At 75.3% G+C, this 26706-nt stretch carries 25 protein-coding genes and 1 pseudogene; 12 read left to right on the top strand and 14 right to left on the bottom strand.

The genetic code is table 11. From position 1 onward, the window contains the following. Nucleotides 1-7: 7 nt before the first annotated feature. The 9 genes from AB0P35_RS02225 (at nt 8) to AB0P35_RS02185 (ending at nt 7067) form a co-directional block, all read left to right on the top strand. Nucleotides 8-1723 (top strand): response regulator transcription factor, encoded by a 1716-nt coding sequence (locus AB0P35_RS02225; protein ID WP_363505243.1) that lies wholly within the window; start codon nt 8-10, stop codon nt 1721-1723. A gap of 138 nt (nt 1724-1861) precedes the next feature. Continuing rightward, nucleotides 1862-2176 (top strand): tetratricopeptide repeat protein, encoded by a 315-nt coding sequence (locus tag AB0P35_RS02220; protein ID WP_363505240.1) that lies wholly within the window; start codon nt 1862-1864, stop codon nt 2174-2176. Beyond that, entirely contained in the window at nt 2173-3294 is a 1122-nt protein-coding gene (locus tag AB0P35_RS02215) for an NAD(P)-binding domain-containing protein (RefSeq protein ID WP_363505237.1), read from the top strand. Before AB0P35_RS02220 ends, AB0P35_RS02215 begins: the two co-directional genes overlap by 4 nt. Nucleotides 3295-3347: 53 nt before the next feature. Continuing rightward, nucleotides 3348-3785: an SRPBCC family protein gene (locus AB0P35_RS02210; protein ID WP_095871706.1), complete on the top strand. Its 438-nt coding sequence runs from the start codon at nt 3348-3350 to the stop codon at nt 3783-3785. Continuing rightward, complete coding sequence (locus AB0P35_RS02205; RefSeq protein ID WP_363505234.1) at nt 3782-4195, top strand: EVE domain-containing protein; 414 nt, start codon at nt 3782-3784, stop codon at nt 4193-4195. Before AB0P35_RS02210 ends, AB0P35_RS02205 begins: the two co-directional genes overlap by 4 nt. Beyond that, nucleotides 4192-4665: a MarR family transcriptional regulator gene (locus AB0P35_RS02200; protein WP_363505231.1), complete on the top strand. Its 474-nt coding sequence runs from the start codon at nt 4192-4194 to the stop codon at nt 4663-4665. The genes AB0P35_RS02205 and AB0P35_RS02200 overlap by 4 nt, the downstream gene beginning before the upstream one ends. A 228-nt stretch (nt 4666-4893) precedes the next feature. Then, on the top strand, nt 4894-5610 hold the full coding sequence (locus AB0P35_RS02195) for an endonuclease/exonuclease/phosphatase family protein (RefSeq protein ID WP_363505228.1): 717 nt from the start codon (nt 4894-4896) through the stop codon (nt 5608-5610). 35 nt (nt 5611-5645) lie between these two features. Further along, complete coding sequence (locus AB0P35_RS02190) at nt 5646-6419, top strand: class I SAM-dependent methyltransferase (RefSeq protein ID WP_363505225.1); 774 nt, start codon at nt 5646-5648, stop codon at nt 6417-6419. Between the two features lie 153 nt (nt 6420-6572). Continuing rightward, entirely contained in the window at nt 6573-7067 is a 495-nt protein-coding gene (locus AB0P35_RS02185; RefSeq protein ID WP_095871710.1) for a DUF6328 family protein, read from the top strand. Nucleotides 7068-7105: 38 nt separating this feature from the next. On the opposite strand, the gene AB0P35_RS02180 is transcribed toward AB0P35_RS02185, so the two are convergent. Then, on the bottom strand, nt 7106-7330 hold the full coding sequence (locus tag AB0P35_RS02180) for a hypothetical protein (RefSeq protein WP_363505222.1): 225 nt from the start codon (nt 7328-7330) through the stop codon (nt 7106-7108). Nucleotides 7331-7473: 143 nt separating this feature from the next. Here AB0P35_RS02180 and AB0P35_RS02175 point away from each other — a divergent pair, with 143 nt between their 5' ends. The 3 genes from AB0P35_RS02175 (at nt 7474) to AB0P35_RS02165 (ending at nt 9971) form a co-directional block, all read left to right on the top strand. Beyond that, nucleotides 7474-7704: a hypothetical protein gene (locus AB0P35_RS02175; RefSeq protein WP_363505219.1), complete on the top strand. Its 231-nt coding sequence runs from the start codon at nt 7474-7476 to the stop codon at nt 7702-7704. Nucleotides 7705-7827: 123 nt separating this feature from the next. Then, a complete protein-coding gene (locus AB0P35_RS02170) occupies nt 7828-8394 on the top strand; it encodes a type 1 glutamine amidotransferase domain-containing protein (RefSeq protein ID WP_363505216.1) in 567 nt (188 codons plus the stop codon). A 428-nt stretch (nt 8395-8822) separates the two neighbouring features. Then, complete coding sequence (locus AB0P35_RS02165; protein ID WP_363505213.1) at nt 8823-9971, top strand: glutamate--cysteine ligase; 1149 nt, start codon at nt 8823-8825, stop codon at nt 9969-9971. A gap of 23 nt (nt 9972-9994) precedes the next feature. On the opposite strand, the gene AB0P35_RS02160 is transcribed toward AB0P35_RS02165, so the two are convergent. The 13 genes and pseudogenes from AB0P35_RS02160 to AB0P35_RS02100 form a co-directional block, all read right to left on the bottom strand. Beyond that, nucleotides 9995-12310 carry a SpoIIE family protein phosphatase gene (locus AB0P35_RS02160; protein WP_363505210.1) on the bottom strand — a complete coding sequence of 772 codons (2316 nt, stop codon included), beginning with the start codon at nt 12308-12310 and terminating at the stop codon, nt 9995-9997. A 5-nt stretch (nt 12311-12315) separates the two neighbouring features. Continuing rightward, complete coding sequence (locus tag AB0P35_RS02155; RefSeq protein ID WP_363505207.1) at nt 12316-16455, bottom strand: HAMP domain-containing protein; 4140 nt, start codon at nt 16453-16455, stop codon at nt 12316-12318. A gap of 123 nt (nt 16456-16578) precedes the next feature. Then, a complete protein-coding gene (locus AB0P35_RS02150) occupies nt 16579-17019 on the bottom strand; it encodes an ATP-binding protein (protein ID WP_363505204.1) in 441 nt (146 codons plus the stop codon). Next, complete coding sequence (locus AB0P35_RS02145) at nt 17016-17408, bottom strand: STAS domain-containing protein (RefSeq protein WP_363505201.1); 393 nt, start codon at nt 17406-17408, stop codon at nt 17016-17018. The genes AB0P35_RS02150 and AB0P35_RS02145 overlap by 4 nt, the downstream gene beginning before the upstream one ends. 82 nt (nt 17409-17490) lie before the next feature. Then, nucleotides 17491-19980: a SpoIIE family protein phosphatase gene (locus AB0P35_RS02140; RefSeq protein WP_363505198.1), complete on the bottom strand. Its 2490-nt coding sequence runs from the start codon at nt 19978-19980 to the stop codon at nt 17491-17493. A 110-nt stretch (nt 19981-20090) separates the two neighbouring features. Further along, nucleotides 20091-20867, bottom strand: coding sequence for a SigB/SigF/SigG family RNA polymerase sigma factor (locus AB0P35_RS02135; RefSeq protein ID WP_363505195.1), 777 nt, complete (start codon nt 20865-20867; stop codon nt 20091-20093). Nucleotides 20868-21365: 498 nt separating this feature from the next. After that, nucleotides 21366-22028 carry an HAD family hydrolase gene (locus AB0P35_RS02130; RefSeq protein ID WP_363505192.1) on the bottom strand — a complete coding sequence of 221 codons (663 nt, stop codon included), beginning with the start codon at nt 22026-22028 and terminating at the stop codon, nt 21366-21368. A 130-nt stretch (nt 22029-22158) separates the two neighbouring features. Beyond that, the gene (locus AB0P35_RS02125; protein WP_363505189.1) at nt 22159-22686 is read right to left on the bottom strand and encodes a hypothetical protein; all 528 of its coding nucleotides are present in this window, start codon (nt 22684-22686) and stop codon (nt 22159-22161) included. A 14-nt stretch (nt 22687-22700) separates the two neighbouring features. Next, nucleotides 22701-23186, bottom strand: a complete 486-nt coding sequence (locus AB0P35_RS02120; RefSeq protein ID WP_363505186.1) for an ATP-binding protein — start codon at nt 23184-23186, stop codon at nt 22701-22703. An 84-nt stretch (nt 23187-23270) separates the two neighbouring features. Next, the gene (locus tag AB0P35_RS02115) at nt 23271-23429 is read right to left on the bottom strand and encodes a hydrophobic protein (protein ID WP_363505183.1); all 159 of its coding nucleotides are present in this window, start codon (nt 23427-23429) and stop codon (nt 23271-23273) included. A gap of 73 nt (nt 23430-23502) precedes the next feature. Then, nucleotides 23503-23994: pseudogene (locus AB0P35_RS02110) on the bottom strand (MFS transporter); the annotation flags it as partial. A gap of 76 nt (nt 23995-24070) precedes the next feature. Next, nucleotides 24071-25252, bottom strand: coding sequence for a permease (locus AB0P35_RS02105; protein WP_363505180.1), 1182 nt, complete (start codon nt 25250-25252; stop codon nt 24071-24073). Nucleotides 25253-25301: 49 nt separating this feature from the next. Further along, nucleotides 25302-26639 carry a deoxyribodipyrimidine photo-lyase gene (locus AB0P35_RS02100; protein ID WP_363505177.1) on the bottom strand — a complete coding sequence of 446 codons (1338 nt, stop codon included), beginning with the start codon at nt 26637-26639 and terminating at the stop codon, nt 25302-25304. Nucleotides 26640-26706: the final 67 nt, after the last annotated feature.

The raw sequence follows: 26706 nt of genomic DNA, 5'->3' as shown, positions 1-26706 counted from the left end.
GGCAGTCATGGATGCGACCGCGGTACTGGCCGACGCCAGGCGCTCGCACCGCGGGAACGCCTGGCGGGACGCCTGCGAGCTGTACGCCGCCGCGGACGGCGGTGAGCCGGGCGGTCTGGGCGTCGGCGATCTGGAGGACTGGGGCGAGGCGGCGCAGTTGCTCGGCCGGGGCGAGGAGGCGGTGGCCGTCCTGCAGCGGGCGTACCTGGCGCGTGAGGGGGAGGCGGACGTCCGCGGTTCACTGCGCTGTGCGTTCTGGCTGGCGGAGGTGCTGGCGATGCGCGGGGAGTTCGCGCATGCGGGGGGCTGGCTGGCGCGGGCCGGGCGGTTGGCGGAGTCGGGTCCGCCGTGCGCGGAGCACGGATATCTGCTGGTGCGGGAGGCGGAGCGGCAGCTGCAGGAGGGCGAGCACGAGGCGTCGTTCGGGACGGCGGCGCGGGCCCTGGAGCTGGCCGAGCGGTTCGGGGACCGTGATCTGGCGGTGCTGGCCGCCCAGTTCCAGGGGGCCGCGCGGATCGGTCAGGAGCGGGTGGACGAGGGTCTGGCGCTGCTGGACGAGGCGATGGTGGCGGTCACCGCCGGGGAGACCGGCCCGCGGGTGACCGGCTGGGTGTACTGCATGGTGATCGCGGTGTGCCAGGAGTTGCAGGAGCTGCGGCGGGCCCGTGAGTGGACGGTCGCGCTGGACGCCTGGACGGACGCGCTGCCGCAGTTCGAGGGCGGCTATTCGGGGATCTGCCTGGTGCACCGCTCGGAGCTGCTGCGGCTGGTGGGCGACTGGCCGAACGCCGCCGTCCAGGCGCGGAGCGCGTGCGAGCGGCTGACCCGCGGGTTCGGGGAGTTCCTCGCCGGTGGCGCCTTCTACCAGCTGGGCGAGATCCACCGGCTGCGCGGGGAGTGGGGGCAGGCCGAGGAGGCGTACCGGCAGTCCGGACAGTACGGCTGCGACGCCCAGCCGGGGCTGGCACTGCTACGGCTGGCGCAGGGCCGGCCGGAGACGGCGGCGGGCGGTGTCCGGCGGGCTCTGGCCGAGGCGGCGGACCGGCCGGCCCGGGCCCGGCTGCTGCCCGCCCTGGTGGAGATCGCCCTCGCGATGGGCGATACGGCCGAGGCCCGGGCGGCGGTCGAGGAGCTCGCCGGTATCGCGGCGGCCTTCCGGCGGCCCGCCCTGGACGCGCAGGCGGCGCAGGCCCGGGCGGCGCTGCTGCTCGCCGAGCGGACGACGTCCGGGGCGTCGCCCGGGGTGGAGGCGGAGGCGCTGACGGAGGCCCGCCGGGCCTGGCGGCTGTGGCGGGACCTGGACGTGCCGTACGAGACGGCGCGGGCGCGGATGCTGGTGGCGCATGCCTGCCGGGCGCTGGGGGACGAGGACACGGCGGCGGTGGAGCTGGACGCGGCGACGGCCGGGTTCGCCCGGCTGGGCGCCGCGCCGGACCTGGCGCTGGCCGGGGCGGCGGCCGCGGAACGGGACGGCGGCGGGGGCCCGGGCCCGGTGGAGGCGCCCGCCGGGCTGACCCCGCGCGAGGTGGAGGTGCTGCGGCTGGTCGCGGAGGGCGGCACCAACCATGCGATCGCCCGGGAGCTGCACCTCAGCGAGAAGACGGTGGCCCGGCACATCAGCAACATCCTCGGCAAGCTGGATGCCGGCTCCCGTACGGCCGCCGCCGCGTACGCCTTCGAGCACGGCCTCGCCGGGGCCGGGGCCCGCACCCCGGACCGCTGACACCCGTCGGCCGCCTGCGCACAACTGCCCATCGGCGCGGCCCCGGAACACATGGTTCTGCCGATGTGCCGCCCCACCCCCGCGTCCTAGCGTCGGAGTACGGCGAACGGCGAACGGCCACGGAAGGCGGCGACGACCGTGACGGCGCAGGCGCAGGCCCCGGACGCACAGGCCCGGTCACTCGCACGGGCGGGCGGCGCGGCGACGGCCCTCGGGACGGCGCTGGCGGAGCGCGGCGAGCACGCGGCCGCCGAGCGCGCACTGCGGCGAGCGGTCCGCACCTGCACGGCCGCCTACGGCCCGGAGGATCCGCGGCTGGCAGTGCCGCTGCGGGCGCTCGGCGCGGTCTGTGCGGCCCGCGGCCGACTGGCCGAGGCGGAGGACCTGCTGAACCGGGTGCTGGCGCTGCTCGCACGACCGGGGGCGGAGAACGGAACGGAGGAGGAGTCATGAACGGGGAGCTTCACGAGACGGTGGTGATCGGCGCGGGGCAGGCGGGACTCTCCGTCGGCCATCATCTGGCGCGTCGCGGACGGGAGTTCGTGATCCTGGACGGCAACGACCGGATCGGTGACAACTGGCGCTCGCACTGGGACTCGCTGCGGCTGTACAGCCCGGCCCGCTACGACGGGCTGCCGGGCATGCGCTTCCCTGCGCCCGGCTGGTCGTTCCCCGGCAAGGACCAGGTGGCGGACTTCCTGGAGGCGTACGCGGAGCGGTTCCGGCTGCCGGTGCGCTCCGGCACGCGGGTGACCCGGGTGTCCCGCGCGGAGGGCGGCTACGCCGTGGACACCGACCACGGCCGGCTGCTGGCCGAGAACGTGGTGGTCGCCACCGGCACCTTCGGCCGCGGCCCGTACGTCCCGCCGTTCGCGCCGCAGCTCGATCCGCGGATCCTGCAGCTGCACTCCTCCGCCTACCACAACGAACGGCAGCTGCGGGACGGTCCGGTGCTGGTGGTCGGCGCCTCGCACTCGGGTGCGGACGTGGCGTACGAGGTGGCCGGGCGGCATCGGACGGTGCTCTGCGGTCGGGCGACCGGGCAGATCCCGGTCACCCTGGAGGCCCGGTCGACGCGGCTGGTGTTCCCGGTGCTGTGGCAGATCGCCGACCACGTGCTCACGATGGGCACGCCGCTGGGGCGGCGGATGCGCGACGAGGTCCGCTCGCACGGCGGCCCGCTGCTGCGGGTGCGGGCCGAGGACCTGGCGCGGGCCGGCGTGGAGCGGGTGCCGGAGCGGATGACCGGGGTGCGGGACGGGATGCCGGTGCTCGGCGACGACCGGGTGGTTGAGGTGGCCAACGTGGTCTGGTGCACCGGGTTCCGGCAGGACTTCGGCTGGATCGACCTGCCGGTGGCCGGCCCGGACGGCTGGCCGCTGGAGCACCGCGGCGTGGCCGACGACGCGCCCGGCCTGTACTTCTGCGGGCTGTCCTTCCAGCGGGCGTTCAGTTCGATGCTGGTCGGCGGTGCCGGCAAGGACGCCGCGATCGTGGCGAAGCACATCGCCGCCCGCGAGCGCCGGCTGCACCAGGCGGACCGCAGGGAGCACGTCCTGACCCCCGCCTGACGACCGTCCGGACGGGCTTGACGCGGAAGATACTAAGCGCGCATAGTATTCACATGAAGCAGCTCGCCACGGCGCAGACCGTCTCCACCGCCCACCCGTCCGCGTTCTTCGCCCGCTGGGCCGACATGGCCACCTGGCCGGAGTGGAACGCCGACACCGCCTGGGTCCGCCTCGACGGCCCCTTCGTGCAGGGCGCCACCGGGGTGCTCAAGCCCAAGGGCGGGCCGAAGGTGCCCTTCACCGTCGAGGTGCTCGTCCCCGGGCGGGAGTTCACCGACGTCTCCCGCCTGCTCGGCGCCCGGCTGACCTTCCGTCACCTCGTGGAGCGCACCGCGGAGGGCACCACCCTCGTCCGGGTCGACGTCACCCTCGCCGGCCCGCTCGCCCCGCTCTGGAACGCGATCCTCGGCAAGGACATCCGGGCCACCCTCCAGCAGGACCTCGACCGGCTCGCGGCGGTCGCCGAGAGCAAGGCGGAGGCCCGCGCATGAGGGCCTGGCTCGGCGTCGTCTGCCGCGACCACGTGCAGCGCGGCACCGGGCGGGGCATCGCCCAGCTCAACCACGGCCGCCGGGACGCCGTCGCCCGCCTGGGCGCCGGCGACTGGCTGGTCTACTACTCGCCCCGGACGAGTCTCACCGACGGGCGCCCGCTGCGCGCCTTCACCGCCATCGGCACCGTCGCCGACGAGGAGATCTGGCAGGCCGACGAGGGCGCCTTCAAGCCCTGGCGGCGGCGCGTCGACTACCTGCCCGGCACCGCCGAGGCGCCGCTCGCGCAGTTCGACGGCGCCCTCGACCTCACCGCCGCCCCGTACTGGGGGTACCGGCTGCGCCGCGGCCTGGTCGAGCTGACGGCGCACGACCTCGACCTCGTCCGGGCCGCTATGGTCACCGCATGACCGACCACCCGCCGCGCCTGGCCAGCGGCTTCACCGACGCCGACGAGAGCCCCGGCCTGCTGCTCTGGCAGGTCACCAACCGCTGGCAGGCCGCCCAGCGCGCCGCCCTCAAGCCGCACGGGCTGACCCACGTCCAGTTCGTGCTGCTCGCCTCGCTGAGCTGGCTGCAGGCGGACGGCCCGGTCACGCAGAAGCAGCTCGCCGACCACGCCGCCACCGATCCGATGATGACCTCTCAGGTGCTGCGCGCGCTGGAGTCCCGCGGCCTGCTCCACCGGCTGCCGCACCCGCACGACCGCCGCGCCCGCGCCCTCGCCGCGACCGACGAGGGCCGGGCGCTCGCCGACCGCGCCGTCGCCGCGGTCGAGGCCTGCGACCGCGCCTTCTTCGAACCGCTCGGCGAGGACGCCGGCACCTTCACCACCGCCCTGCGTTCGCTCCGCCGCGCCCCGGGGCCGACCGGGGAGTGACCCCGCGGCCCACCCGAAGAACCGGCCCGCACCGACGGGGTGTCGGAACGGCCACCGGTCAACGGGTGGCCGACGCCGAGGCGGCAGCCCCTCCGGGATCTCCGCCACCGGACCGCCGGACGCGGCGAGTTCGACGAGGTTCGGCGGGGTGCGGCAGTGGGTTCGGCCGCCGCGCGCACCGGCGCACCCCTACGGCGGGGCGTCGGCGGCGGCCCGTACGATCGGGGCATGCTCACGGTCGCCACCTGGAACGTCCTGCACCGCGTCCACGCGGAGAACTGGGACAGTGACGTCCTCGACCGCTGGCCCGAGGAGTCCGCGCGGATCGCCGCGGTGACCGCCCGGGTGGCCGGGCTGGCCGAGCGGGTGGTGGCGCTGCAGGAGGTCAGCGGCGACCAACTCGCCTCGCTCCACTCGGCGTTGCCCGCGAGCCGGAGCATTCGCACGCTCGACTACCCGCGCGTCCCGACGCCCCGCCGGATCCCCACCCGGCTGGCCGACCGCAGCGAGCACCTGGTGCTGCTGGTCGACGGGCCCGCCGAAGTGGTGGCCGCCGAGGCCTTCGCGGACGATCCCGGCAAGGGCCTGCTCGCCGTCCGCACGGCCGGCCTGCTGGTCGTCGCCACCCATGTGAGCACCGGCCCCCGACGCCCCGGCCAACTGGCCCGGCTGGCGCGGGTGGTGGCCGAGGCCCCGGAGCGCACGGCCGTGCTGCTGGGCGACTTCAACGCCGACCGGACGACCGTGACGGCCGAACTCGGCCCCGGCTTCGCCGTCGCCGAACTCCCGCCCGCGGCACCGCCGACCAGGCCCCGCGAGACGGGCGCGCCCAAGTCCCAGTGGATCGACCACGTGGTCGTCCACGGCATCGGCGGCCGCGGCGCGGTGGTCGACGACGTGGCGGGGCTCTCCGACCACAACCCCGTCCGCGCCGAGGTCGGTTAGCACGCCGCCGCGGAGAACGGCGCAGGAAGGACACCATGGCACCGCAGGACCCGGTGGCGGGCTTCTACGACGGCCTCGCCGCCGACTACCACCTGATCTACGCCGACTGGGACGCCGGCATCCGTCGGCAGGGCGCGGCCCTCGACGGCCTGCTCGCCGCACACCTCGGGCCCGGTCCGGCGGACGTCCTCGACTGCTCCTGCGGCATCGGCACCCAGGCGATCGGGCTCGCCCTGCGCGGCCACCGGGTGGTCGGCTCCGACCTCAGCGCGGCGGCCGCGGCCCGGGCGGCCCGCGAGGCCGCGGCGCGGAACACCGAGCTGCCGACCGCCGCCGCCGACATGCGCCGACTGCCGTTCGCCGTCGGCCGGTTCGACGCGGTCGTCAGCGCGGACAACTCCCTCCCCCACCTGCTGACCGCCGTGGACGTCAGCACCGCCCTCGGCGCCATGCGCCGGGTGCTCCGCCCCGGCGGGCTGCTGCTCGTCAGCACCCGCCCGTACGACGAACTGCGCCGCACCCGGCCCGCCGAGACGCCCCCGCGGGTCGTCGAGACGCCCGGCGGCCGGACGACCACCTTCCAGCGGTGGCACTGGCACGAGGACGGCGAGCACTACGACCTCGACATGGTGCAGGAGCGCAGCGGGCCGGACGGCGTCCGCACCGAGGTGCGGCGGGCCACCTACTGGGCGATCGGCCGGCAGCAGCTGACGGCGCTCGTGGCCGAGGCCGGGTTCGTCCGGCTGGTGTGGGCCGAGCCGGAGGAGAGCGGCTTCTTCCAGCCCGTGCTGACCGCCGTCGCACCGTGAGCCGACCGGGCGGCTCCGGGAGGTTTCGCCGCCGTCGAGGCGGTCAGACGCCGTGCAGGGACGGCCCGCGCTCCTGACCTGCGGGCCGCCCGTCGGCGTCCACGCACTCCGGCCGTGCGGCGGGACGCTGCCGCCGCACCGAGGATGGGGACCATGGCACAGCAGCGGGATCCGGCCGACGGCCGGGACGAGAGCCCGGAGGAGCGGGCCGACCGGCTCTGGGCGGAGCTGCTCCAGGAGGTGCGGATCGCGCAGACCGGCGCGCAGATCATGTTCGGCTTCCTGCTGACCGTGGTGTTCACCGAGCGCTTCACCACGCTGCACGGCTTCGACCGCGCCCTCTACGTCGCCGTCGTGACGCTGGGCGCGGTGGCCACCGGCACCCTGATGGCGCCGGTCTCCTACCACCGGCTGCTGGCCGGGCGGCACGTCAAGCCGCGCATGGTCGCCGCCGCCGGCCGCCTGGTCTCGCTCGGGGTGGCGCTCCTCGCGCTGAACGTCGGCGCGGCGCTCCTGCTACTGCTCAAGGTCGCCGGCCTCACCTGGGGTGCCTGGGCGATCGCGGGCGCCGTGATGGCCTGGTTCGCCCTCTGCTGGGTGCTCCTCCCGGTCACGCTGCTGCGCCGGTACGGCTCACGGGAGAGGTGAGTCGCACCGGCGGCGGGCCGGCCGGGCGCGGGCCGGGCTCAGGTGTCGCGCTCGGGCGGCTGCTCGGTGTCGCGGCCGTCCTGGTGGTGGCGGTCGAACCGGTCATGGCGGTGCGGCCAGTGCCAGTGGTGCCGCGGGCGGCGTTCGTGCCGCTCGTGCGGCCTGCGGAGCGTGTCGGCCGGCGGCCCGGGGTTCACCGGGACGGTGGCGGAACCGGGAGGATCGTGCGGGCGCAGCTCGGGCGGGCCCGGATTGACGGTCATGGCGGCCTCCTTCCCCCCTTCACTGTGCTCCTGCCCGGCCCTCGAAGCCACACAACCGGGGTGGTGTGCCCGGCGCCGGACCGGGCAGACGCCGGTCACGGGGCCGATCGGCTGCGGCCGGACCCCGGTGGAGGTGATCGGCCGTGCTGTCCACGACCGGCGGTCCCGGCCGGCCGCTGTCCAGAGTGTCCGCGCCGCTCCTGGCACTGCTGACCGCCCTGTTCGCGTTCTGGGCGGTGGCCGCCGGGGACGGCGACCCGGCGGGCCGCACCGTGCCGGCCTGTCCCGCCCTGGCCTTCGGCGCGCTCGCCGTCCTCGCGGCGGCGGACCTGCTGGTGCTCGGCCGCCGCGGACGCCGTCGGCGCGATCGGTGAGACGTGATCGGTGAGACGTGATCGGTGGGGACGTGATCGGGGGGAGCCGCCCGGTTTCGCACCGGGCGCCCGGTGGGACGGTCGGGGACGGCCCGGACCCGAGTACGGAGGAAGGTGGCCGAGATGACCGGTCTGCAGGGCAGGGCGGTGGCGTTCCTGGTGGCGCCCAAGGGCGCGGAGCAGCTCGAACTGGAATCGCCGTGGAACGCGGTGGAGCGGGCCGGCGGCACGCCGCGGCTGGTGTCCACCAAGGGCGGGACGGTTCGGGCGTTCCGGCACCTCGACCCGGCCGACACCTTCCGGGTGGACGCGGTGGTCGCGGATGTCACGGCGGCGGACTTCGACGCCCTCGTCCTGCCGGGCGGCGTCGCCAGCCCGGACTTCCTGCGGATGGACCCGCGGGCGGTCGGCTTCGTCCGCGGTTTCTTCGACCTGCGCAAACCGGTGGCGGTGATCTGCCACGGCCCGTGGACGCTGATCGAGGCGGACGCCGTCCGCGGCCGGACCCTCACCTCCTGGCCGAGCCTGCGCACCGACCTGCGGAACGCCGGCGCACACTGGGTCGACCGGGAGGTGGCGGTCTGCCACGACGGCCCCAACACGCTGGTCTCCAGCCGCAGGCCGGCCGACCTGCCCGCCTTCGAGCGCACCCTGCTGGACGAGTTCGCCCGCGCCCCCGCCCGCACCTGAGAGGCATCCGCTCGTGCTGCCGCCGTTCCGGCCGCGGGGGTTGGGGCGGGCGGCATGGGGTACGCGCCGGAACGGGGGGAGATCGGCGCCCCGGGCCGGCCGGCCTGGGGGGCTGCGGTCCGGCGCGAGCCGTCGGACCATGGACGGGGTGCCCGGCCGCCCGAGGCGTCCGGAGTTCGCCCCCGTGACAAGGAGGACGCCATGACCGTCCCCGTTCCACCGGGACCGGATGTCGGACCGATTCCCGACCCGGCTTCGCCCGTCCCTCCCCCGCCCGTCCCGGTGCCCCCGGTGCCGCCCGAGCCGGAACCGGTGCCCCCGGGTCCCGCTCCGGTGCCGCCGGACCCGCCCGTGCCGGGGCCGGACCCCGCTCCGCCGGACCTGGCCCGCCCGGGCGGTTCGGCGGGCCCGGCGAGAGGCCCGGGCCGGTGACGGGCGGGGTGCGCCCCCACCGGGTGCTGGAGGTGCCGACGGTGGGTGTGGAGGAGGAGTTCCTCCTGGTCGACCGGCACTCCCGGCTGCCCGCCGGTCGCGCGCCCGGCGTCGTCAAGGAGGCCTCGGACGTGCTCGGCGAGCGGGTCCAGACCGAGTTCTTCACCTCGCAGGCCGAGGTGTGCACCCGGCCCGCGCACGGCCTGGCGGAGCTGCGGGCCGATCTGGCGCATGCGCGGGCGGTGCTGCGGGAGGCCGCCGCGGGCGCGGACTGCCGGCCGGTCGGCACCGGGATGCCGGTGATGGTGGAGGAGCACCCGCCGTCGATCACCGACACGGCCCGCTACCGGCGGATCAGCGAGCATGTCGGCGCGGTCGCCACCAGCCCGGAGGGCCTGGTCTGCGGGTGCCATGTGCACATCGGGGTACCGTGCCGGGCCCGGGCGCTGGCGCTGAACAACCGGATGCGGCCGTGGCTGCCGGTCCTCCAGGCGCTGGCCGTGAACTCGCCGTTCAGCGCCGGCCGGGACACCGGCTACGCGAGCTGGCGGCACGCGTTCTACCGGCGCTGGCCGACGGTCGGCCCGGCGCCGTGGCTGGACGAGCCCGCGTACCGGGCGACGGTGGGCGGGCTGCTGGAGGCCGGGGTGATCCTGGACACCGCGATGCTCTACTGGTACTCGCGGCCGTCCGAGCACGTGCCGACCCTTGAGATCAGGGTGGCCGACACCAGCGCGGACGTGGACACCACGCTGCTGCTCGCCGCGCTCGTCCGCGGCCTCGCCACCACGATGCTGGCCGAGCTCCCCGAGGACCCGGACGCGGCGGACGCCGGCCCGCCGGGCGCGGACACCACTGCGATGATCGACGCCGCGCACTGGTCGGCCGCGCAGTCCGGCATCCACGGCAACGGGCCGGACCCGGTGACCGGGCGGATCGTGCCGATGCGCCTGCTGGTGGACCGGCTGGTCGAGCGGGCCCGGCCGGGGCTGGAGGCCGCCGGTGACCTGGGTACCGTCCGCCTGCTGCTGTCCGGCCTGTGCGCGGCCGGGACGGGCGCCGAGCGGCAGCGGGCCGCCTTCGCCCGGCGCGGCCGGTACGGCGACGTGGTGGACGAGCTCGCCGCACTGACGGCCGAGGCCTGACCGCTGCGCAGGGCCCGGCCGGGTCAGCCCCCGGCCGGGTCCTGCGGGTCGGCGCGGACGGCGATCAGGCAGGTGTCGTCGTCGGTGTCGGAGCGGCTCTGTGCGAGCAGCGCGTCGAGGTAGCCGCCGAGGTCGGGGCCGGGCGGGCCGGCCGCCGCGAGCAGCTGGCGCAGCGACTCCTCGTCGGCGGTGCCGCGGCGCTCCACCAGTCCGTCGGTGTACAGCAGCAGGACGTCACCGGGTTCCATCGGCACCGCCTGCTCCTCGTAGCGGGCGTCGGGGGCCGCACCGAGCAGCAGGCCGTGCGGCAGCGGCAGTACCCGGGGGCGGCCCGCGCGCAGCAGGACGGGGGGCGGGTGTCCTGCGCGGGCCCAGTGCAGGGTGCGGGTGCGCGGGTCGAAGCGGGCGCAGACCGCGGTGGCGGTGGCCGGTTCGGGCAGGGCGAGGGCGGTGTGGTTGAGCCACTCCAGCAGTCGGGCGGGGCCGGCGCCGGTGACGGCGAGTCCGCGCAGGGCGTTGCGCAGCGCGACCATGCCGGTGGCGGCCTCGATGCCGTGCCCGGCCAGGTCGCCGACGGTGAGCAGCGCGCCGCCGTCGGGCAGCGGCAGGATGTCGTACCAGTCGCCGCCGACCCGGTCGCTCTCGACGGCGGGCCGGTAGCGGACGGCGGCGTGCAGCCGGGCCCGGGCCAGCGGCGGCGGTTCGGGCGGCAGGATGGCCTCCTGGAGCCGCAGCGTGAGGCGGTGCCGCTGGGCGGCCTCGAGTTCGCTGTCGGCGAGGCGTTCCCTGGTGGCGGCGAGGGCGACCTCGGTGCGGTGGTGGTCGGAGACGTCCTGGCCGGCGCCGCGGACGAGGACCACCCGGCCGGCGGGGTCGGTGACGGGTTCGGCGACGACCCGGGCCCAGCGGGTGGGCCCGTCCGGCGGCAGCAGCCGGAAGACCGCGGAGGAGGCCCGGCCCTCCCGGAGGACGCCGTGGACGAGCCGCCGGACGGCGCGGCGGTCCTCGGGGTGGACGTGGGCGGCGAGGGCGGCCAGCGGCACGGGGGTGGCGTCGGGCGGCAGGCCGTGCAGGGCGAACATCCGCTCGTCCCACAGGACGTCGCCGGTGGCCAGGTCCTCCTCGAAGCCGCCGACCCGGGCGAGGCGCTGGGCGGAGTGGAGCAGGCCGACGAGTCGGGCGTCGGCGTCCTCGATCTGCCAGCTGACCAGCAGGTGGCCGTCGGTGGGGGCGGCGCCGATCCGGGCGACCACGGGCAGCCGGGACAGGTCGTCGGTGAGGAAGGTGAGCACGAAGCGTTCGCGGACGGGTTCGCCGGTGGCCAGCACGGCCAGCAGCCGGTCGAGCAGGCCGCGGGTGGCGGCGAGCGGGTAGGCCTCCAGCAGGGTGGCGCCCTCGACGCGGTGCCGGGGGCGGCCGGCCGGGTCGCGGAAGCGGCGGTTGGTGCGCAGGATGCGGAGGTCGGCGACCTCGCCGTCGCGGCCCTCGACCGGGGCGAGCAGCAGCGCCGGGTCGAGGACGGCCTCCAGGGCGGCCGTGTCGGCGGCCGACGGCTCGCCGCCGGCCGGGTCCGCGGGCGTGGTGTCGACGGTGACGGCGCAGACCTCGGCGAGGGCCCGTAGCCGGGTGCGTGCGGCCGCGGGCAGCGGGCGCGGGGGTTCGGCCCAACCGAGTTCGAGGGCGCCGAGCAGGCGGCCGCGGCGGCGGATGGGCAGGACGAGCCGGTGCGGGGCGGTGGCCCGGCCGACGGTGGGGACGTCGGTGGCGGCGGGGCCGTCCGCGGGCCACAGCCCGTGGTCGCTGCGGGCGGCGAGCCGGGCCGGGGTGTCGATGCCCGGCGGGACGTGCCGCCAGGCGCGGACGTCCTCGGGGTCGAGGCCGGACTGTCCGAGCAGCGTGAGGCCGCCGCCGGGGGCGGTGCCCCAGATGACGGCGGCGTCGGCGGCCAGCAGGTCGGCGGTCTGGTGGAGGACGGCGCGGGCGGCGGTGTCCGCGTCGGTGGGCGGCCGGGGCGGGTCGTCCCGGGTGTCGGCGGTGGGGACCTCGCCGAGGGCGCGGCCGGGGGTGACGGCCGCGCCGACGATCTCGGCGGCGAGCCCGCGGACGGTGACGCCCGCGTCGGCGGCGAGTTCGGCGAGCTGGGCGGCGGCGTCCGACGGCGGGCAGCGGAACCGTTCGGCGAGCATGCCGGTGGCGACCTCGACGACCGGGCGGGTGGCGAGGTGTTCGCGCAGGGAGTCGCGCTCGGCCTCCAGCCGTTTGGCAACCCGGGCCAGCCTGTCGGCCGGGCCCTGCGCGGCGGCGTGGTTCCCGGGTTCGGCGGGGCGGGGCCGCTCCATCGCGGTCAGCCGTCCAGCCAGTGCAGGATCCGGCCGAGCAGGTGCTCGGTGTCGACGGGCTTGGTGATGTAGTCGTCGGCACCGGCGGCGAGGCTGCGGGCCCGGTCCTCGGGCATCGCCTTCGCGGAGACGGCGATGATCGGGACGTCCGCCAGGCCGGCCTCCTTGCGGATGGCGGTGGTGGCGGCGTCGCCGTCCATCCCGGGCATCATCACGTCCATCAGGACGAGGGCGGTCTCGGGGTGGCCGCGCAGCACGTCGAGGCCGGTGCGGCCGTTGTCGGCGTGCAGGACGCGGGCGCCGTGGAGTTCGAGCATGCCTGTGACGGCGAAGACGTTCCGGGCGTCGTCGTCGACGACCAGGACGGTACGGCCGGCCAGCCGGGCGTGGTGCTCGGGCTGCCCGTCCTCGGGGGCGGCGCCGGGGGTGGCCGTCGCCGTCGTGATCCGCTCCCGGAGGTCGTCCAGCCCGACGGCGGGCTCGGGGAGGCCGGTCGTGTCCCGGGCGGGGCGGTCGGAGTGGCCGATGACCGGGGGCCCTTCGGCACGCAGCGCGTCGAGGACGGGCCGCAGCCGCTCGGCGGGCAGGTCGAGATCGACGACGGCGCACCGCCACGGGCCCTGGTCGAGCGCGGTGCGCAGTTCGCGGGCGTCCCGGACGGTGCGGATCTCGGCGGGCGGGTCGTGGCGGGCGGTGGCGCTGGCTGCGACGGCGGTCAGCAGGCCCGGCGGGTGCGCCTCCACGACGAGCAGCCGGGCGGGGCTCGGCGGCGCGGCCGGCAGCTGGCCGCCGGCCGCGGCGGCGGGCAGGTGGAGGGTGAAGCAGCTGCCCTCGCCGAGGGTGCTGCGGGAGGTGATGGTGCCGCCGAGCAGGTGGGCGAGTTCGCGGCTGATGGAGAGTCCGAGACCGGTGCCGCCGTAGCGGCGGCTGGTGGTGCCGTCGGCCTGCTGGAAGGCGCCGAAGATGGACCCCAGGTGCTGTTCGGCGATGCCGATGCCGGTGTCGCTGACCCGGAAGGCCAGGCTGCCGGGCGGTACGCCGCCGTCGGCGGCGCTCTCCTCCGCGGTGGAGGGTTCGATCCGCAGTGCGACCCGCCCGCTGTCGGTGAACTTCACCGCGTTGGAGAGCAGGTTGCGCAGGATCTGCCGCAGCCTCGCCTGGTCGGTTTGGAGCACGTCCGGCACGCCGGGCGCGGCGACCACCGTGAAGTCGAGGCGCTTCTGTCCGGCCAGCGGCCGGAACGTCGACTCGACGTAGTCGAGGAGTTCGCGCAGCGGGAAGTGCTCGACGTGGATGTCCATCTTCCCGGCCTCGACCTTGGAGAGGTCGAGGATGTCGTTGATCAGTTGCAGCAGGTCGGAGCCGGCCGAGTGGATGATCTCCGCGTACTCGACCTGTTTGACCGTCAGGTTGCCGGCCGGGTTCTGGGAGAGCAGCTGCGCCAGGATGAGCAGACTGTTGAGCGGGGTGCGCAGCTCGTGGCTCATGTTGGCGAGGAACTCGGACTTGTACATCGAGGTGCGGGCCAACTGCCTTGCCCGTTCTTCGAGTTCGCGGCGGGCCTGCTCGATCTCCAGGTTCTTCGCCTCGATGTCGCGGTTCTGGGCGGCCAGCAGGTCGGCCTTGTCCTCGAGTTCGGCGTTGGATTCGCGCAACTCCTGCTGGCCGTTCTGGAGTTCCTCGGAGCGGGCACGCAGTTCCGCGGTGAGCCGCTGGGACTCCTCCAGGAGCTCGTCGGTGCGGGCGTTGGCGATCAGCATGCTGAGGTTGGCGCCCAGGGCCTCGGTGAACCGGCCGAGGAAGTCGCGGTGGACCTCGGTGAAGGAGTGCAGGGTGGCGATCTCGACGACGCCGAGCAGCTGGTCCTCGACGGTGATCGGCAGCACGACGAGGGCGCGCGGCGCGGCGGCGCCGAGGCTGGAGGAGACGGTGGCGTAGCCGTCCGGGAGGTCGGCGACGGCGAGCGGGCGGCGGGCCAGCGCGGCCTGGCCGACCAGCGACTCGCCCAGGCGCAGCCGCCGCGGGCGGTCGCCGGCCGGTCGGCCGTAGCCGCTGACGAGGACGAGTTCGGTGCCGTCCGCGGTGTCCTCGGCGAGGTAGAAGGCGCCGTACTGGGCTCCGACCAGCGGGGTGAGCTCGTTCATGATGAGGTCGGCGACGGCGGTCACGTCTCGGTGCCCCTGGACGAGTCCGGTGAGCCTGGCGAGGTTGGTCTTCAGCCAGTCCTGCTCCTGGTTGGCGCGGGTGGTCTCGCGGAGCGACCCCACCATGGCGTTGATGTTGTCCTTGAGGTCGGCGACCTCGCCGGAGGCGTCGACGGTGATGGAGCGGGTCAGGTCGCCCTCGGCGACGGCGCCGGTGACCTCGGCGATCGCCCGGACCTGCCGGGTGAGGTTGCCGGCGAGTTCGTTGACGTTCTCGGTGAGGCGCTTCCAGGTGCCGGAGACACCCTCGACCTCGGCCTGGCCGCCGAGCCGGCCCTCGCTGCCGACCTCCCGGGCGACCCGGGTGACCTCGGCGGCGAACGAGGACAGCTGGTCGACCATGGTGTTGATGGTGGTCTTGAGCTCCAGGATCTCACCACGGGCGTCGACGTCGATCTTGCGGTTGAGCTCGCCGCGGGCGACGGCGGTGGTGACCTGGGCGATGTTGCGGACCTGGTTGGTCAGGTTGTTCGCCATCGAGTTGACGTTGTCGGTGAGGTCCTTCCAGGTGCCGGCCACGTTGGGCACGGTGGCCTGGCCGCCGAGGATGCCCTCGGTGCCGACCTCCCGGGCGACCCGGGTGACTTCGTCGGCGAACGCGGAGAGCGTGTCGACCATGGTGTTGATGGCGTCCGCCAGGCCGGCGACCTCGCCGCGGGCGGCGACGGTGATCCGCTGCGACAGGTCGCCCTTGGCCACGGCGGCCGCGACCTGGGCGATCGAGCGGACCTGGTCGGTGAGGTTGGAGGCCATCACGTTGACGTTGTCGGTGAGGTCCTTCCAGGTGCCGGACACACCGCGGACGGTGGCCTGCCCGCCGAGGCTGCCCTCGGTGCCCACCGCCCGGGCCACCCGGGTGACCTCGTCGGCGAAGGCGGACAGCTGGTCGACCATCGTGTTGATGGTCTCCTTCAGCTCCAGGATCTCGCCGCGGGCGTCGACCCGGATCTTCTGCGTCAGATCGCCCCGGGCGACCGCCGTGGTCACCTCGGCGATCGAGCGGACCTGCGTGGTGAGGTTGCCGGCCATCGAGTTGACGGAGTCGGTGAGGTCCCGCCAGGTGCCGGAGACGTCGCGCACGGTGGCCTGCCCGCCGAGCCGGCCCTCGGTGCCGACCTCACGGGCCACCCGGGTCACCTCGCCGGCGAAGGCCGACAGCCGGTCGACCATGGTGTTGACGGTGTCCTTCAGCTCCAGGATCTCCCCGTGGGCGCCGACCTCGATCTTCTGCGTCAGATCCCCGTCCGCGACGGCGGTGGCCACCTGCGCGATCGAGCGGACCTGCGACGTCAGGTTGCGGGCCATCGAGTTGACGGAGTCGGTGAGGTCACGCCAGGTGCCGGCGACCCCCGGTACCTGCGCCTGGCCGCCCAGGCTGCCCTCGGTGCCGACCTCACGGGCCACCCGGGTCACCTCGCCGGCGAAGGCCGACAGCTGGTCGACCATGGTGTTGACGGTGTCCTTCAGCTCCAGGATCTCTCCGCGGGCGTCGACCTGGATCTTCTGCGTCAGGTCGCCCTGGGCCACCGCCGTGGTGACCTGGGCGATGTTGCGGACCTGGGTGGTCAGGTTGCCCGCCATCGCGTTCACCGAGTCGGTCAGTTCGCGCCAGGTGCCGGAGGCGCCCTCGACCTCGGCCTGGCCGCCGAGCCGGCCGTCGCCGCCGACCTCGCGCGCCACCCGGGTCACCTCGTCGGTCACCCGGGAGAGCTGGTCGGCCATGCCGTTGAACACCTCGGCGATCTCGCCGAGCAGCCCGGGCCCGCCGGTCGGCAGCCGGGTGCCGAAGTCACCGTCGCGGACGGCCGTCAGCCCGGCGAGCAGCTGCCGCAGCCCGTCCTCGGACAGCGCGGCGCCGACCGGTCGGGGGTGGGCGGTGCGGCGGGCGGGCCGGTCGGGGCCGGGGCGGCCTTCGGGGTCGGACGGCAGGGAATCGTTCATCGTCGTCCTCGTTACGGTGCGTCACCTGTGGACGGGTCTCTCTGCGGTCCACTCTCCCACCGCCGGCGGCCGGTCGACCTGCCGTGCGGCGCTGAGCGCCCGAGGGCGGCGCGTCCGGCACGCTCAGTCACCGGGCGGTACCTCCACCTCCAGCCAGACGGTCTTGCCGAGCGGCCGGGGCACACTCCCCCAGGCCACGGCCAGCCGGTCGACCACCCGCAGGCCGTGCCCGCCGGGCAGGGAGCGCGGCCGGTCCGTCTGCAGCACGGGCGGCTCCGCGCTGCCGTCCGAGACCTCGACCCTCAGTCCACCGCCGGTGCGGTGCAGCACGAGTTCGCGCGGACCGCCGGCGTGCAGGCAGGCGTTGGTGACCAGCTCGCTCACCATGAGCAGCACGTCCTCGGCCACCGCGAGCCGCTCGCCGTCCGCCGCGGGCAACCAGCCCCAGTCGCGCAGGGCCTCGTTGGTGAACTCCCGGCAGTGCTGCACCGCGCCGCGGGTCTCGTACAGGGCCAGCCGGCGGACCTGCTCGTCCGGAAATGCCGGGCCACCCGTCCCCGTCATCCATCACCGCCCGGTTCGGGCCCCGCCTCCGCGGCACTGTCGAACACCCGGAAGATCTCTCGGGCGCCGGTGATCTGCAGCATCCGCTGCACCATCGCCGTGGGGGCCGCCAGCACCACCTCGCCGCCCCGGGCCAGCGCCGACAGACGGGCCCGCAGCAGCAGGTTCAGGCCGGTGGAGTCGCAGAAGGACAGGCCGGAGCACTCGACGACCACCAGGCCCGGCGTGTCCGCCAGCGTCCTGTCCAGCGCCTCGCGGAACGGCCGGGCGCTGTCGTGGTCCAGCTCGCCGACCAGCCGCAGGACCCACCGTCCGGCCGACCCGTCCACGGAGACGGTCAGCTGGTCGGCGCCCGCGGGCCCACCGGGTGCCGCAGTGTCGGCGTCCATTCTCCGGCTCCTCCCGTGGAGGGGTGCTCCCTCCACCATAGGTCGGCACCGGCAGTCTCCCCCGGCGGCCGGGCCACGGCGGTCAGCCGAGGCTGAGGCCGACCAGGCAGGTGTCGTCGAGCGGGTTGGGGGCGCCGAGGCGGCGCAGCACGTGGTCGAGGCAGCCTTCGATGTCGTCCGCACGGTAGTCGCGCAGCGCCTCGACCAGGCTGTGGACGCCCTGGCCCAGGTCGGCGCCGCGGCGTTCGACCAGGCCGTCGGTGTAGAGCAGCAGGGTGTCGCCCGGGTCCAGGCGGAGTTCGGCCGGGCGGTAGCGGGCGCCGGCCACGGCGCCGAGGACGATCCCGTCGGGCATCTCCAGCAGCCTGGCCGCGCCGCCGCCGCTGGTCACCACCGGCGGGAGGTGGCCGGCCCGCGCCCAGGTGAGTGTCCGGGTGGCCGGGTCGAGGCGACCGCACACGGCGGTGGCGATGTAGTTGCCGCGCTCGTGGCAGAGCATCCGGTTGAGCCGGGCGAGGAGTTCCTCGGGCGGCGCCCCGGTGTAGGCGAGGCCGCGCAGGGCGTGCCGCAGGTTGGCCATGCCGGCGGCCGCGGGCAGCCCGTGCCCGGAGACGTCGCCGACCACGACGAGCACGGCGCCGTCGGGCAGCGCGAGGACGTCCCACCAGTCGCCGCCGACCTTGTTGCCGCGGCCGGCGGGCAGGTAGCGGGCGGCGGTCCGCAGGCCGGGCGTGGGCGGGCCGGCCGGGGCGTCCATCAGCGCGCGCTGGAGGGCGACGACGGCGCGGTGCTCGGTGTCGGCGCGGCGGCGCTGCTCGGCGAGCCGGGTGCGGGTGCCGGCGAGTTCCTGCTCGGTGCGGCGGCGGCCGGTGATGTCCTGCACGACGCCGCGGACGGCGACCGCGGCGGGCCCGGTGACGCCGCGGACGGCCGTGGCGAGCACCCGGAGGCTGCGGACGTCGCCCTCACCGCCCGCCCGGAGCTCGAGTGTGGCGTCGGAGGCACCGGTCAGGATCCGGGCGGCGGCGGCCCGGACCTCGGCCCGGTCGCCGGGCACCACGGCGGCCAGCGCCCGGGCGATGCCGATCCCGCCGCTGCCGTCGTCCGGCAGCCCGAGCAGGCGGGGAACCTCGGGCGAGCAGGTGAGCCGGGTGCTGCCCGGCTCCCAGCTCCACGTCCCCAGCCTGGCGAGCCGCTGGGCCTGTGCCAGCAGCGCGTCCTGCCGGTCCTGCTCGTCGTGGGCGCGCCAGCTGACGAGCACACCGTCCAGGAAGGGGGTGGCGTGCAGGGTCATCGCGGACGCCCGGACGGCGCCGCCGACGACCTCCTCGAAGCGCTCCGCCTCGCCCTCGTACGGGACGCCGGTGCCGGCGACCTCCAGCAGCCGGCCGAAGGTGCCGGAGGCCACCATGCCGGGGTAGAGCGCGGTGAGGCGGCGGCCGACCATGTCCTCGGCGGTCCGGCCCGCCAGGTCGACGGTCGCCGCGTTGGCGTGCTCCACCCGCAGGTCGACGGCGGTGCCGTCGGGCTCGCGGACGGCCCCGAGGATCAGTACGGGGTCGAGCAGCGCGTCCAGGACGGCCCGGAACCACGGCTCGGCGACCGGGGCCGCCCTGCCGGGCACGGTGCCCGCCACGACCCGCAACAGTTCGGCGGCGCAGAGGGCGGAAACCGCCGCCAGGTACCGCTCGGCCTCCGGGTCGGGCCGGTACTCCTCGTCCCAGCCGAGCTTCATCGCGCCGATCACCCGGCCGCCGGTGCGCAGCGGCAGCGCGCAGACCGTCCGGCCCGGGACGAGGTCCTCACCGGAGACGTCCGGGTAGCGGGCCGCGAAGTCGGTGCGGTCGGCGACCCAGACGGCGGTACCCGACTGGGCCGCCTCGGTGAGCGGCAGGGCGGTCATCGGCGGGATCCGCTGCCACTGGCTGAGCCGGCGTGCGGGGACGCCGTGGCTGCCGACCAAGCGCAGGGCGCCGTCGGGTTCGAGCAGGGCGAGCACGGCCGCGGTGACGCCCAGCGGGGCCAGCGCGGTCTCGTGCAGCAGCCTGGCGAGGTCCTCGGTGCTGCCGGCCGAGGCCAGCGCGGCCGCGGCGAGGTGGTAGCGGGCGGCGAGGCCCTGGGCGGTCGGTGCCGCGGCGAGCACGGGTGGCGGGTCGCCCGGCTCCGCCACGGTCCGCGTCGCGGGGGGCGCCTCCGGCGGCGGGGCCGCCCGCGGGCTCGCACCGTCGACGGATGCGCCGGCGGCCGGATCGGCGTGGCCGACCGGGGTCTCCAGGGGTGCTGCGACGCCCACCACGTCGGCGGCGATCTCCACCAGCTTCCGGTTGCGGTCCTGGGAGAGCCCGGCGAGCCGGTCGAACGCCTGGTCGGGCGTGCAGCCGTGGCGCTCCGCCAGGATGCCCTTGGCCTGTTCGATCACCGCCCGGGAGCGCATCGCGGTCCGCAGGCCATCGACCTCGGCCCGCAGCCGGTCGACCGTGGCCTGCAGCACGGACCGCTCGGCCGATCCGTCCAGCACCTCGGACGGCGGTCCGGGCGGCCCCGAAGCGGGATTCCCGTTGTGGCCTGCCACGGAGTCAGCGTAGCCCCGCGCCGTCGGGCCGACCGGTCGTGCCGGCCCGGCGGTGCACTGGTTCGACGGTGCACCGGTTCGACGGGCGCCGGGCCGGGCGTCCGGGCGCCCTACGAGGCCCGGCCCTCCAGGCGTTCCCGCAGGCCCGAGAGCGTGGCGGCGAGGATACGGGAGACGTGCATCTGCGAGACGCCGATCCTGGCCGCGATCTCCGACTGGGTGTGGTTGCCCCAGAACCGCAGCCGCAGGACGGTCCGTTCCCGCTCCGACAGCTCGGTCAGCAGCGGGCGGACGGACTCCCGGAAGTCGACCAGGTCGATGTCGGGGTCGCAGGCGCCGAGGCGGTCCAGCAGGGAGCTTCCCGCCTCGTCCGGGCCGTCCTCGCGGAGCGCGTCCAGCGAGTCCGACCGGTAGGCGCGGCCGGCGGAGAGGCCTGCGGCGACCTCGTCGGGGGTGAGTCCGAGCTCCGCGGCGAGCTCCTGCGGGGTGGGCAGCCGACCGAGGTCCTGCTCCATCCGGTCGGAGGAGCGGGCCACGGTCAGGTAGAGCTCCTGCAGGCTGCGCGGCACCCGGACGGGCCAGGTGGTGTCGCGGAAGAACCGCTTGATCTCGCCGGTGATCGTCGGGATGGCGTAGGTGAGGAACTCGACCCCGCGCGTGTGGTCGTAGCCGTCCACGGCCTTGATGAGGCCGACCGTGCCGACCTGGAGGATGTCGTCCATGTCGGCCGCACGGTGCCGGAAGCCGGCGGCGACGAAGCGGACGAGCGGCATGTTCAGCTCGATCACGGTGCCGCGGACGTAGCTGTAGTCGCGGGTGCCGGGTTCGAGGTCGGCCAGGCGTTCGAAGAGCGCGTCGCTCAGCGCCCGTGCCTCTGTCTTGCCCATCGACCGCATCTCCTGCGGGGTCGGACGCGGCTCCGACGCGACCCCCACCGGGGTCGTGCGGGCGTCGCGCAGCGGTACGTCGGCATGCGGGGTGGGAGCGGTGAACGGGGTGGAGGCGGCGTGGGCCGGGGAATCGGCGGACGCCGCGGCAGCGGTGGTCGTGGGAACGACGGCAGCGCACACGGGGAGTCATCTCCGCAGAACGGGGGAGCCGCAGGACGTGCGCGCACGGCGCAGCACGGTGCGGGGGTGGGACACCGGGCCGCCCGACGGCTTCAGGCGACGGTGTCCCGGCACATCGAGGTGCCAGGGGAATCGCGGCGGCCAGTGGCCGCCGGACCGGAGGCGGGTACAGGTCCCAAGGCCTCCGTCTGATCGTTATACCCGCTCGGCCGGCGCGTAACCCCGGATCGCCGGACGGCTCCGCCACGGGGCCGCGGCCGTTGAACGGACCGCCTCACGCGGCTGCGGGTTCACAAGGCCACGCGCCGCGGGCTCTCACCCCTGGCCGAGGGCACTGTCGTCCAGGGCGGCGAGCAGGGCCGCCGGGCCGGCATGCACCTCCAGCGCCCCGGCGGCGCGCAGCTCGCACTCGGCGACACCGCCGCAGGTGACGGCGATGCACGGCACGCCTGCCGCCGCGGCGGCCTGGATGTCCCACCGGGTGTCGCCGACGAAGAGTGCCTGGCCGGGGCCGGCCTCCGCCCGCCGGAGTGCCGCGTGCACCAGGTCGGGCGCGGGCTTCGACGCCTCGACGTCCTCCGCGCCGGTGCTCGCCCAGAGCACGTCCTCCGCACCGAGCACGCGTCTCACGACCTCCAGGTCGCGCCCGGAGGCGGAACTGGCCAGCACCACCCGGCGGCCCCGCGCCGCCACCTCGCGAAGCAGGTCGGCCGCCCCGTCGAAGGCCCGCAGACGTGGCCAGAACCGCGCGTACAGGGCCTGCTGAGCGGCACTGATCCCGCCGTCCTGCGCCCGGTCGCGGTCCAGGCCGAGCAGGTGGTCGAGCAGTTGGTCGCCGGCCATGCCGATCGCGCCGTGGACGCGTGCCATGTCCAGGTCGAAGCCGAACTGGGCGAGCGCCTCCGACCACGCCACGGTGTGCAGGTAGCTGGTGTCGAGCAGGGTTCCGTCGACGTCGAAGAGGGCTGCTGACGGCATGCCGACTCCCTCCAGAGGGCCGGCGGACGTCACGAAGGCGCGGACCGGCGCGGGCTCGGGCGGACATGCGCAGCGTACGGCGCAGGTCCGCGCCCGGCCGGTCCGCTCCGTCCCCTGGACGCGGTTCCGGTCAGTGGCCGAGGCGGTTCACCGGGCCGCGGTCGGGCTTCTGCGCCGCTTCCTGTTCGGCCGCCTGTTCGGCCGCTCGGTGGTGCTCCTGGTACTCGGCCGCCTGCCGGGCCTCGCTGGACTGCGCCCGGGTGTCCGTCGGACCGGTCGGAGCGGTGGCTCCGCCGCCCAGCGGTGCCCGGTCGGCGTACGGCTGGGCGGCGGCCGGCGCGGCGTGGGCCTGCGTGGCGGCCGGGTCCGCCGGAACGGCGCCTCCGGGTACTCCCCGGGCACCGGCCCGGCGGGACGCGCGCAGCTCTGCGCCACGTCGGCGGGCACGGCGGCGGCCCATCAGCACCATGAGGCAGGCGAGCACGAAGAGCAGGGTCAGCGCGATTCCCGCGAGGAAGATCGCGAGGCTGTTCATGGTGGCGAGGTCGTTGCCGAACATCGTCACGGTGGTGGTCGGTCCGCCGTCGAGGTTCTCGGCGATGAGCAGTCCGGTGAAGGCACCGGTCGCTGCCAGCAGCAGGAGTCCGAGCGCGAGCATGGGCTGTCTCCTTGTCAGTTCTGTGTTCTGTGTGAGCCGTTCGGGTCGGGGCGGGATCGTCCCGCGAGGCGGAGGTCGGCCCAGACGGTCTTGCCGTGCCGGTGCCGGACGACGCCCCAGTCGGTGCTCAGGCGGTCCACGATGTGCAGTCCGCGGCCGCCGGGCCGTCCGGACTCCCGGGGGTCGTGCGGTTCGGGGCTGCCGGGGCCGGTGTCGAAGACCTCGACCCGGATGGTGGGCCAGTTCCGTCTCAGGGTGAGTTCGACGGGCCCGCCGGCGTGCAGGAGGCCGTTGGACAGCAGCTCCGAGACCACCAGCAGCGTGTCGGCCCGGAATTCCTCGCCGCCCGGGCGGCCCCACTCACCGAGGACCCGGGTGGTGAACACCCGGCCGGCCCGGACGTCGCCCGCCCCGCCGGGGAAGCACCGGCGGCGCGGGGCGACGGGGCGTGCGAGCACGGCCCCGCCGGCCTGCCCCACCGGCACGAAGCCCTTCGCCATCTCCTCACCCCGTTGCGATCGGCGCACTGCTCGGACGTGTGCGCCCTCTCCTCCGTTCTGCCGCCCCCACCACGTTCGGTCGGCCTACCAGCGGTACCAGCGGCCGCCCGACCCGCTGCGGGCGAAGAACCCGACCACCCACACGATCAGCAGCACGATGGCCGCCCACCAGAGCACGTTCACCGCGAACCCCGCACCGAAGAGGACGAGGATCAGCAGAAGGACGAGAAGCAGTGCGATCATGGAAAACACCTCCAACAGCGCGTGTGCCCAGCACCGGCCGAACCGAACACGCCGAATCGAGGAAAGCCGCAGCTCACACCCGGGACTGTCCGGCCGTCGCCGGCTGCACCTGGCTGAGCGGTGCGGCGAGGGATTCGAGGCTGCGGCGCTCCGCCTTGACGCCGATCGCCGCCTCGACGCGCCCGGCGACCACCATCAGCGAGGCGCCGATGGAGAAGGCGAGCGTGGTGTCGGCGGTCCTGCCGCTGCTGACCAGGCCGTTGAGGAGCAGCGGACCGGTGATGCCGCCGATGGCCGTGCCCACGGCGTAGAAGAACGCGATGCACAGCGCCCTGGTCTCCAGCGGGAAGATCTCGCTGACGGTGAGGTAGGCGGCGCTGGCTCCGGCGGAGGCCAGGAACAGCACGCCTGTCCAGCACGCCGTCATGGTCGTGGCGTCGAGTGTGCCCTGCTGGAAGAGGTAGGCGGTGAGGAACAGCAGGACTCCCGAGCCGATGTAGGTGCCGGCGATCATCGGCTTGCGGCCGACCGAGTCGAAGAGGTGGCCGAGCAGCAGCGGGCCGAGGAGGATCGGCCTCCGTTCGCTGCGACGGGGCCGGGCGGGCCCGCGCCGCGGACGCGCCTGCCCCGCCGCGGCACCGTCACACGGTGGGACCGGCTCCGGGCACGGTGCCGTGGTCGTGCCGTGCCGCGTCGGGAGCCCCGCCCATCGCGCGCAGCATCCCCGTACCGCCGGTCCGGAAGAAGCGGTGGACCAGCACCGCGGCGAGGAGCAGGAAGAAGATGTTCAGCCAGGTGGTGTAGTTCCATGTCACGCCCTCGGAGGGAACCGTGGCGTCGGCCTGATCGGGGATCAGGCCGAGGGCGCCGAAGACGATCTCGACCGCGTATCCGGCGACCACCATGGCCGTGTAGAAGGTGCCCAGCAGGAAGAGGGTGGTCCGCCGCCCGTAGTACTTCCGGTAGATGTTGAGGATCGGCAGGATCAGCAGGTCGGCGAAGATGAAGGAGACCACGCCGCCGAAGCTGATGCCGCCCTTCCAGAGCACCACCGCGAGCGGGACGTTGCCGACGGAGCAGACGAACGAGGCGATCGCCACGACCGGCCCGATCAGCGGGCCCCAGATCTTGGCCGCCAGCGGGTGGCCGGTGAAGAAGAAGGCCTCCCAGAAGGAGTCCGGCACCCACGCGGCGACCGCGCCCGCGATGAGGAGTCCGAGGACCAGGTCGCGGAGGATCGCGGCCCACTCCATCACGAAGACGTGGGAGACGGAGGTGAATCCCTCGGGCGAGACGAGCCGCCGGGTGAAGCTTCCGCCGCGCCGTACGCTCATGTCCATCGCCGCGTGGCCCTCCATGGAGCCGGCCGCCCCGCGGTCGGCGGTCTCCCGGGCCTCCCGCACCATCGACGGGCGCAGCAGCCGGCGGAACAGCACGGCCAGGACGACGATCATGATCGGCCCGCCGGTGAACTCGGCCGCGGTGAACTGCCATCCCATCAGCAGTGCCAGGATCACGCCGAGTTCGACGACCAGGTTGGTCGAGGCGATCTCGAAGGCCATCGCCGCGGTGAAGTTCGCGCCCTTGCGGAAGAGTGAGCGGGCGAGCGCGACGGCGGCGTAGGAGCAGGAGGACGAGGCCATGCCGAGTCCGGCGGCGAGCGTGAGCGTCCGCGGGCGGTCGTCCCCCAGCGCCCGGGCGACCGTCTCGCGGTGGACCACGGCCTGGACGATCGCCGAGAGCAGGAACCCCAGGATCAGCGCCCAGGTGATCTCCCAGGTCATCGCGCCGGTGATCTTCAGGGCGTGCAGCAGGGCGTCCATTCGGCCTCGCAGGTGTCGGGCGACGGTCAGCGGGTGGGCGGCCGGCCGGTCAGTCGAGGCCGCGGCCCCGGCGCAGGCGGGTGGCGGTCTCGCCCGGGTCGACCAGTGGCGTCGGGTAGTCGGCCGGTGGCCGGTCCAGCAGCCAGGGGCGGTGGATCGCCCGGCCGGGGAGGTGGGCGAGTTCGGGCAGCCACCGCCGCACGTAGGAGCCGTCCGGGTCGAGCCGGTCGGCCTGGGTGAGCGGGTTGAGCACGCGGTTGGGCCGGGTGTCGGTGCCGGTGCCGGCCACCCACTGCCAGTTGAGCTGGTTGTTGGCGATGTCGCCGTCGACCAGGAAGTGCAGGAAGTGCCGGGCCCCGATCCGCCAGTCCTGGTACAGCGTCTTGGTGAGGAAGGAGGCGGTGAGCAGCCGGGCCCGGTTGTGCATCCAGCCCTCGTGGGCGAGTTGGCGCATCCCGGCGTCGACGACGGGGAAGCCGGTGCGGCCCTGCCGCCAGGCCTGCGCCTCGCGGTCGTCGGTGTGCCAGCCGTCGCCCTTGGCGCGGTAGTCCTGCCATGCGGCGTCCGGCCGGGCGGCGAGCACCTGGTGGTGGAAGTCCCGCCAGACGAGCTGCCGGACGAAGGCCTCGGCGCCCGGGCCGCCGCGCCGCTCGGCCAGGTCGACCAGTTCGGTGGCGGACAGGCAGCCGAAGTGCAGGTAGGGCGAGAGGCGTGACGTGCCGTCGGCCGCCAGGTCGTCGTGCGCCTCCTCGTACGCGGCGACGTCCCAGGCCTTCCAGCGGGTGCGGGCCTCGGTCTCACCGCCGGGCGGCAGTTGGGGCGAGTCGGCGCGCGCGTCGCGGAGGGTGGCGATGTCGATGCCGGAGGGGCCGTCCGGGGTGCGCAGGCTGCGCGGTGCGCGGTGCGGCGGGCGGCGGGTGCTCTGCTGCCAGGCCCGGAAGTACGGGGTGAAGACCGCGTAGTGGTCCTTGCCGTTGGGGGCGACGGCACCGGGCGGCAGGGCGGTGAGGGAGCCGTCGTGCACCTGGAGCCGGTCGGCGAAGTGTTCCCGCAGCCCGGCCTCGCGCCGCCGGGCGAAGGAGCTGACTCCGGCGGCGACGTGTACCGCGACCGCGTCGACCTCGTCCGCGAGCTTCGCCGTCTCCGCCACCGCGGAGCCCCGGCGGAGCAGCAGGCGGCTGCCGGCCCGGTGCAGGGAGGAGTCGAGATCGGCCAGACAGCCCGCCAGGAACGCCCGCCGGTTGGGGGCGGCGAATCCGGCCGCCTCGATGTCGGCGTCCAGGACGAAGAGCGGGACCACCTGGTCGGCGCTGCGGGCGGCCGCGTGCAGCACCGGGTTGTCGTGGAGCCGGAGGTCCTGGGTGAGCAGGGCGATGGCGATCGTCATGGCTCGGCCAGGCTAGGGCTTGTCCGACGGTTCGCGTCGCACCGGCGCGCGGCGTCGGGCGCCGGCC

The organism is Kitasatospora sp. NPDC085879 (assembly GCF_040686255.1).
Classification (GTDB): Bacteria; Actinomycetota; Actinomycetes; order Streptomycetales; family Streptomycetaceae; genus Kitasatospora.
Note: the sequence above shows the minus strand (reverse complement) of the source record. Positions and strands in the feature narration are given on the sequence as shown.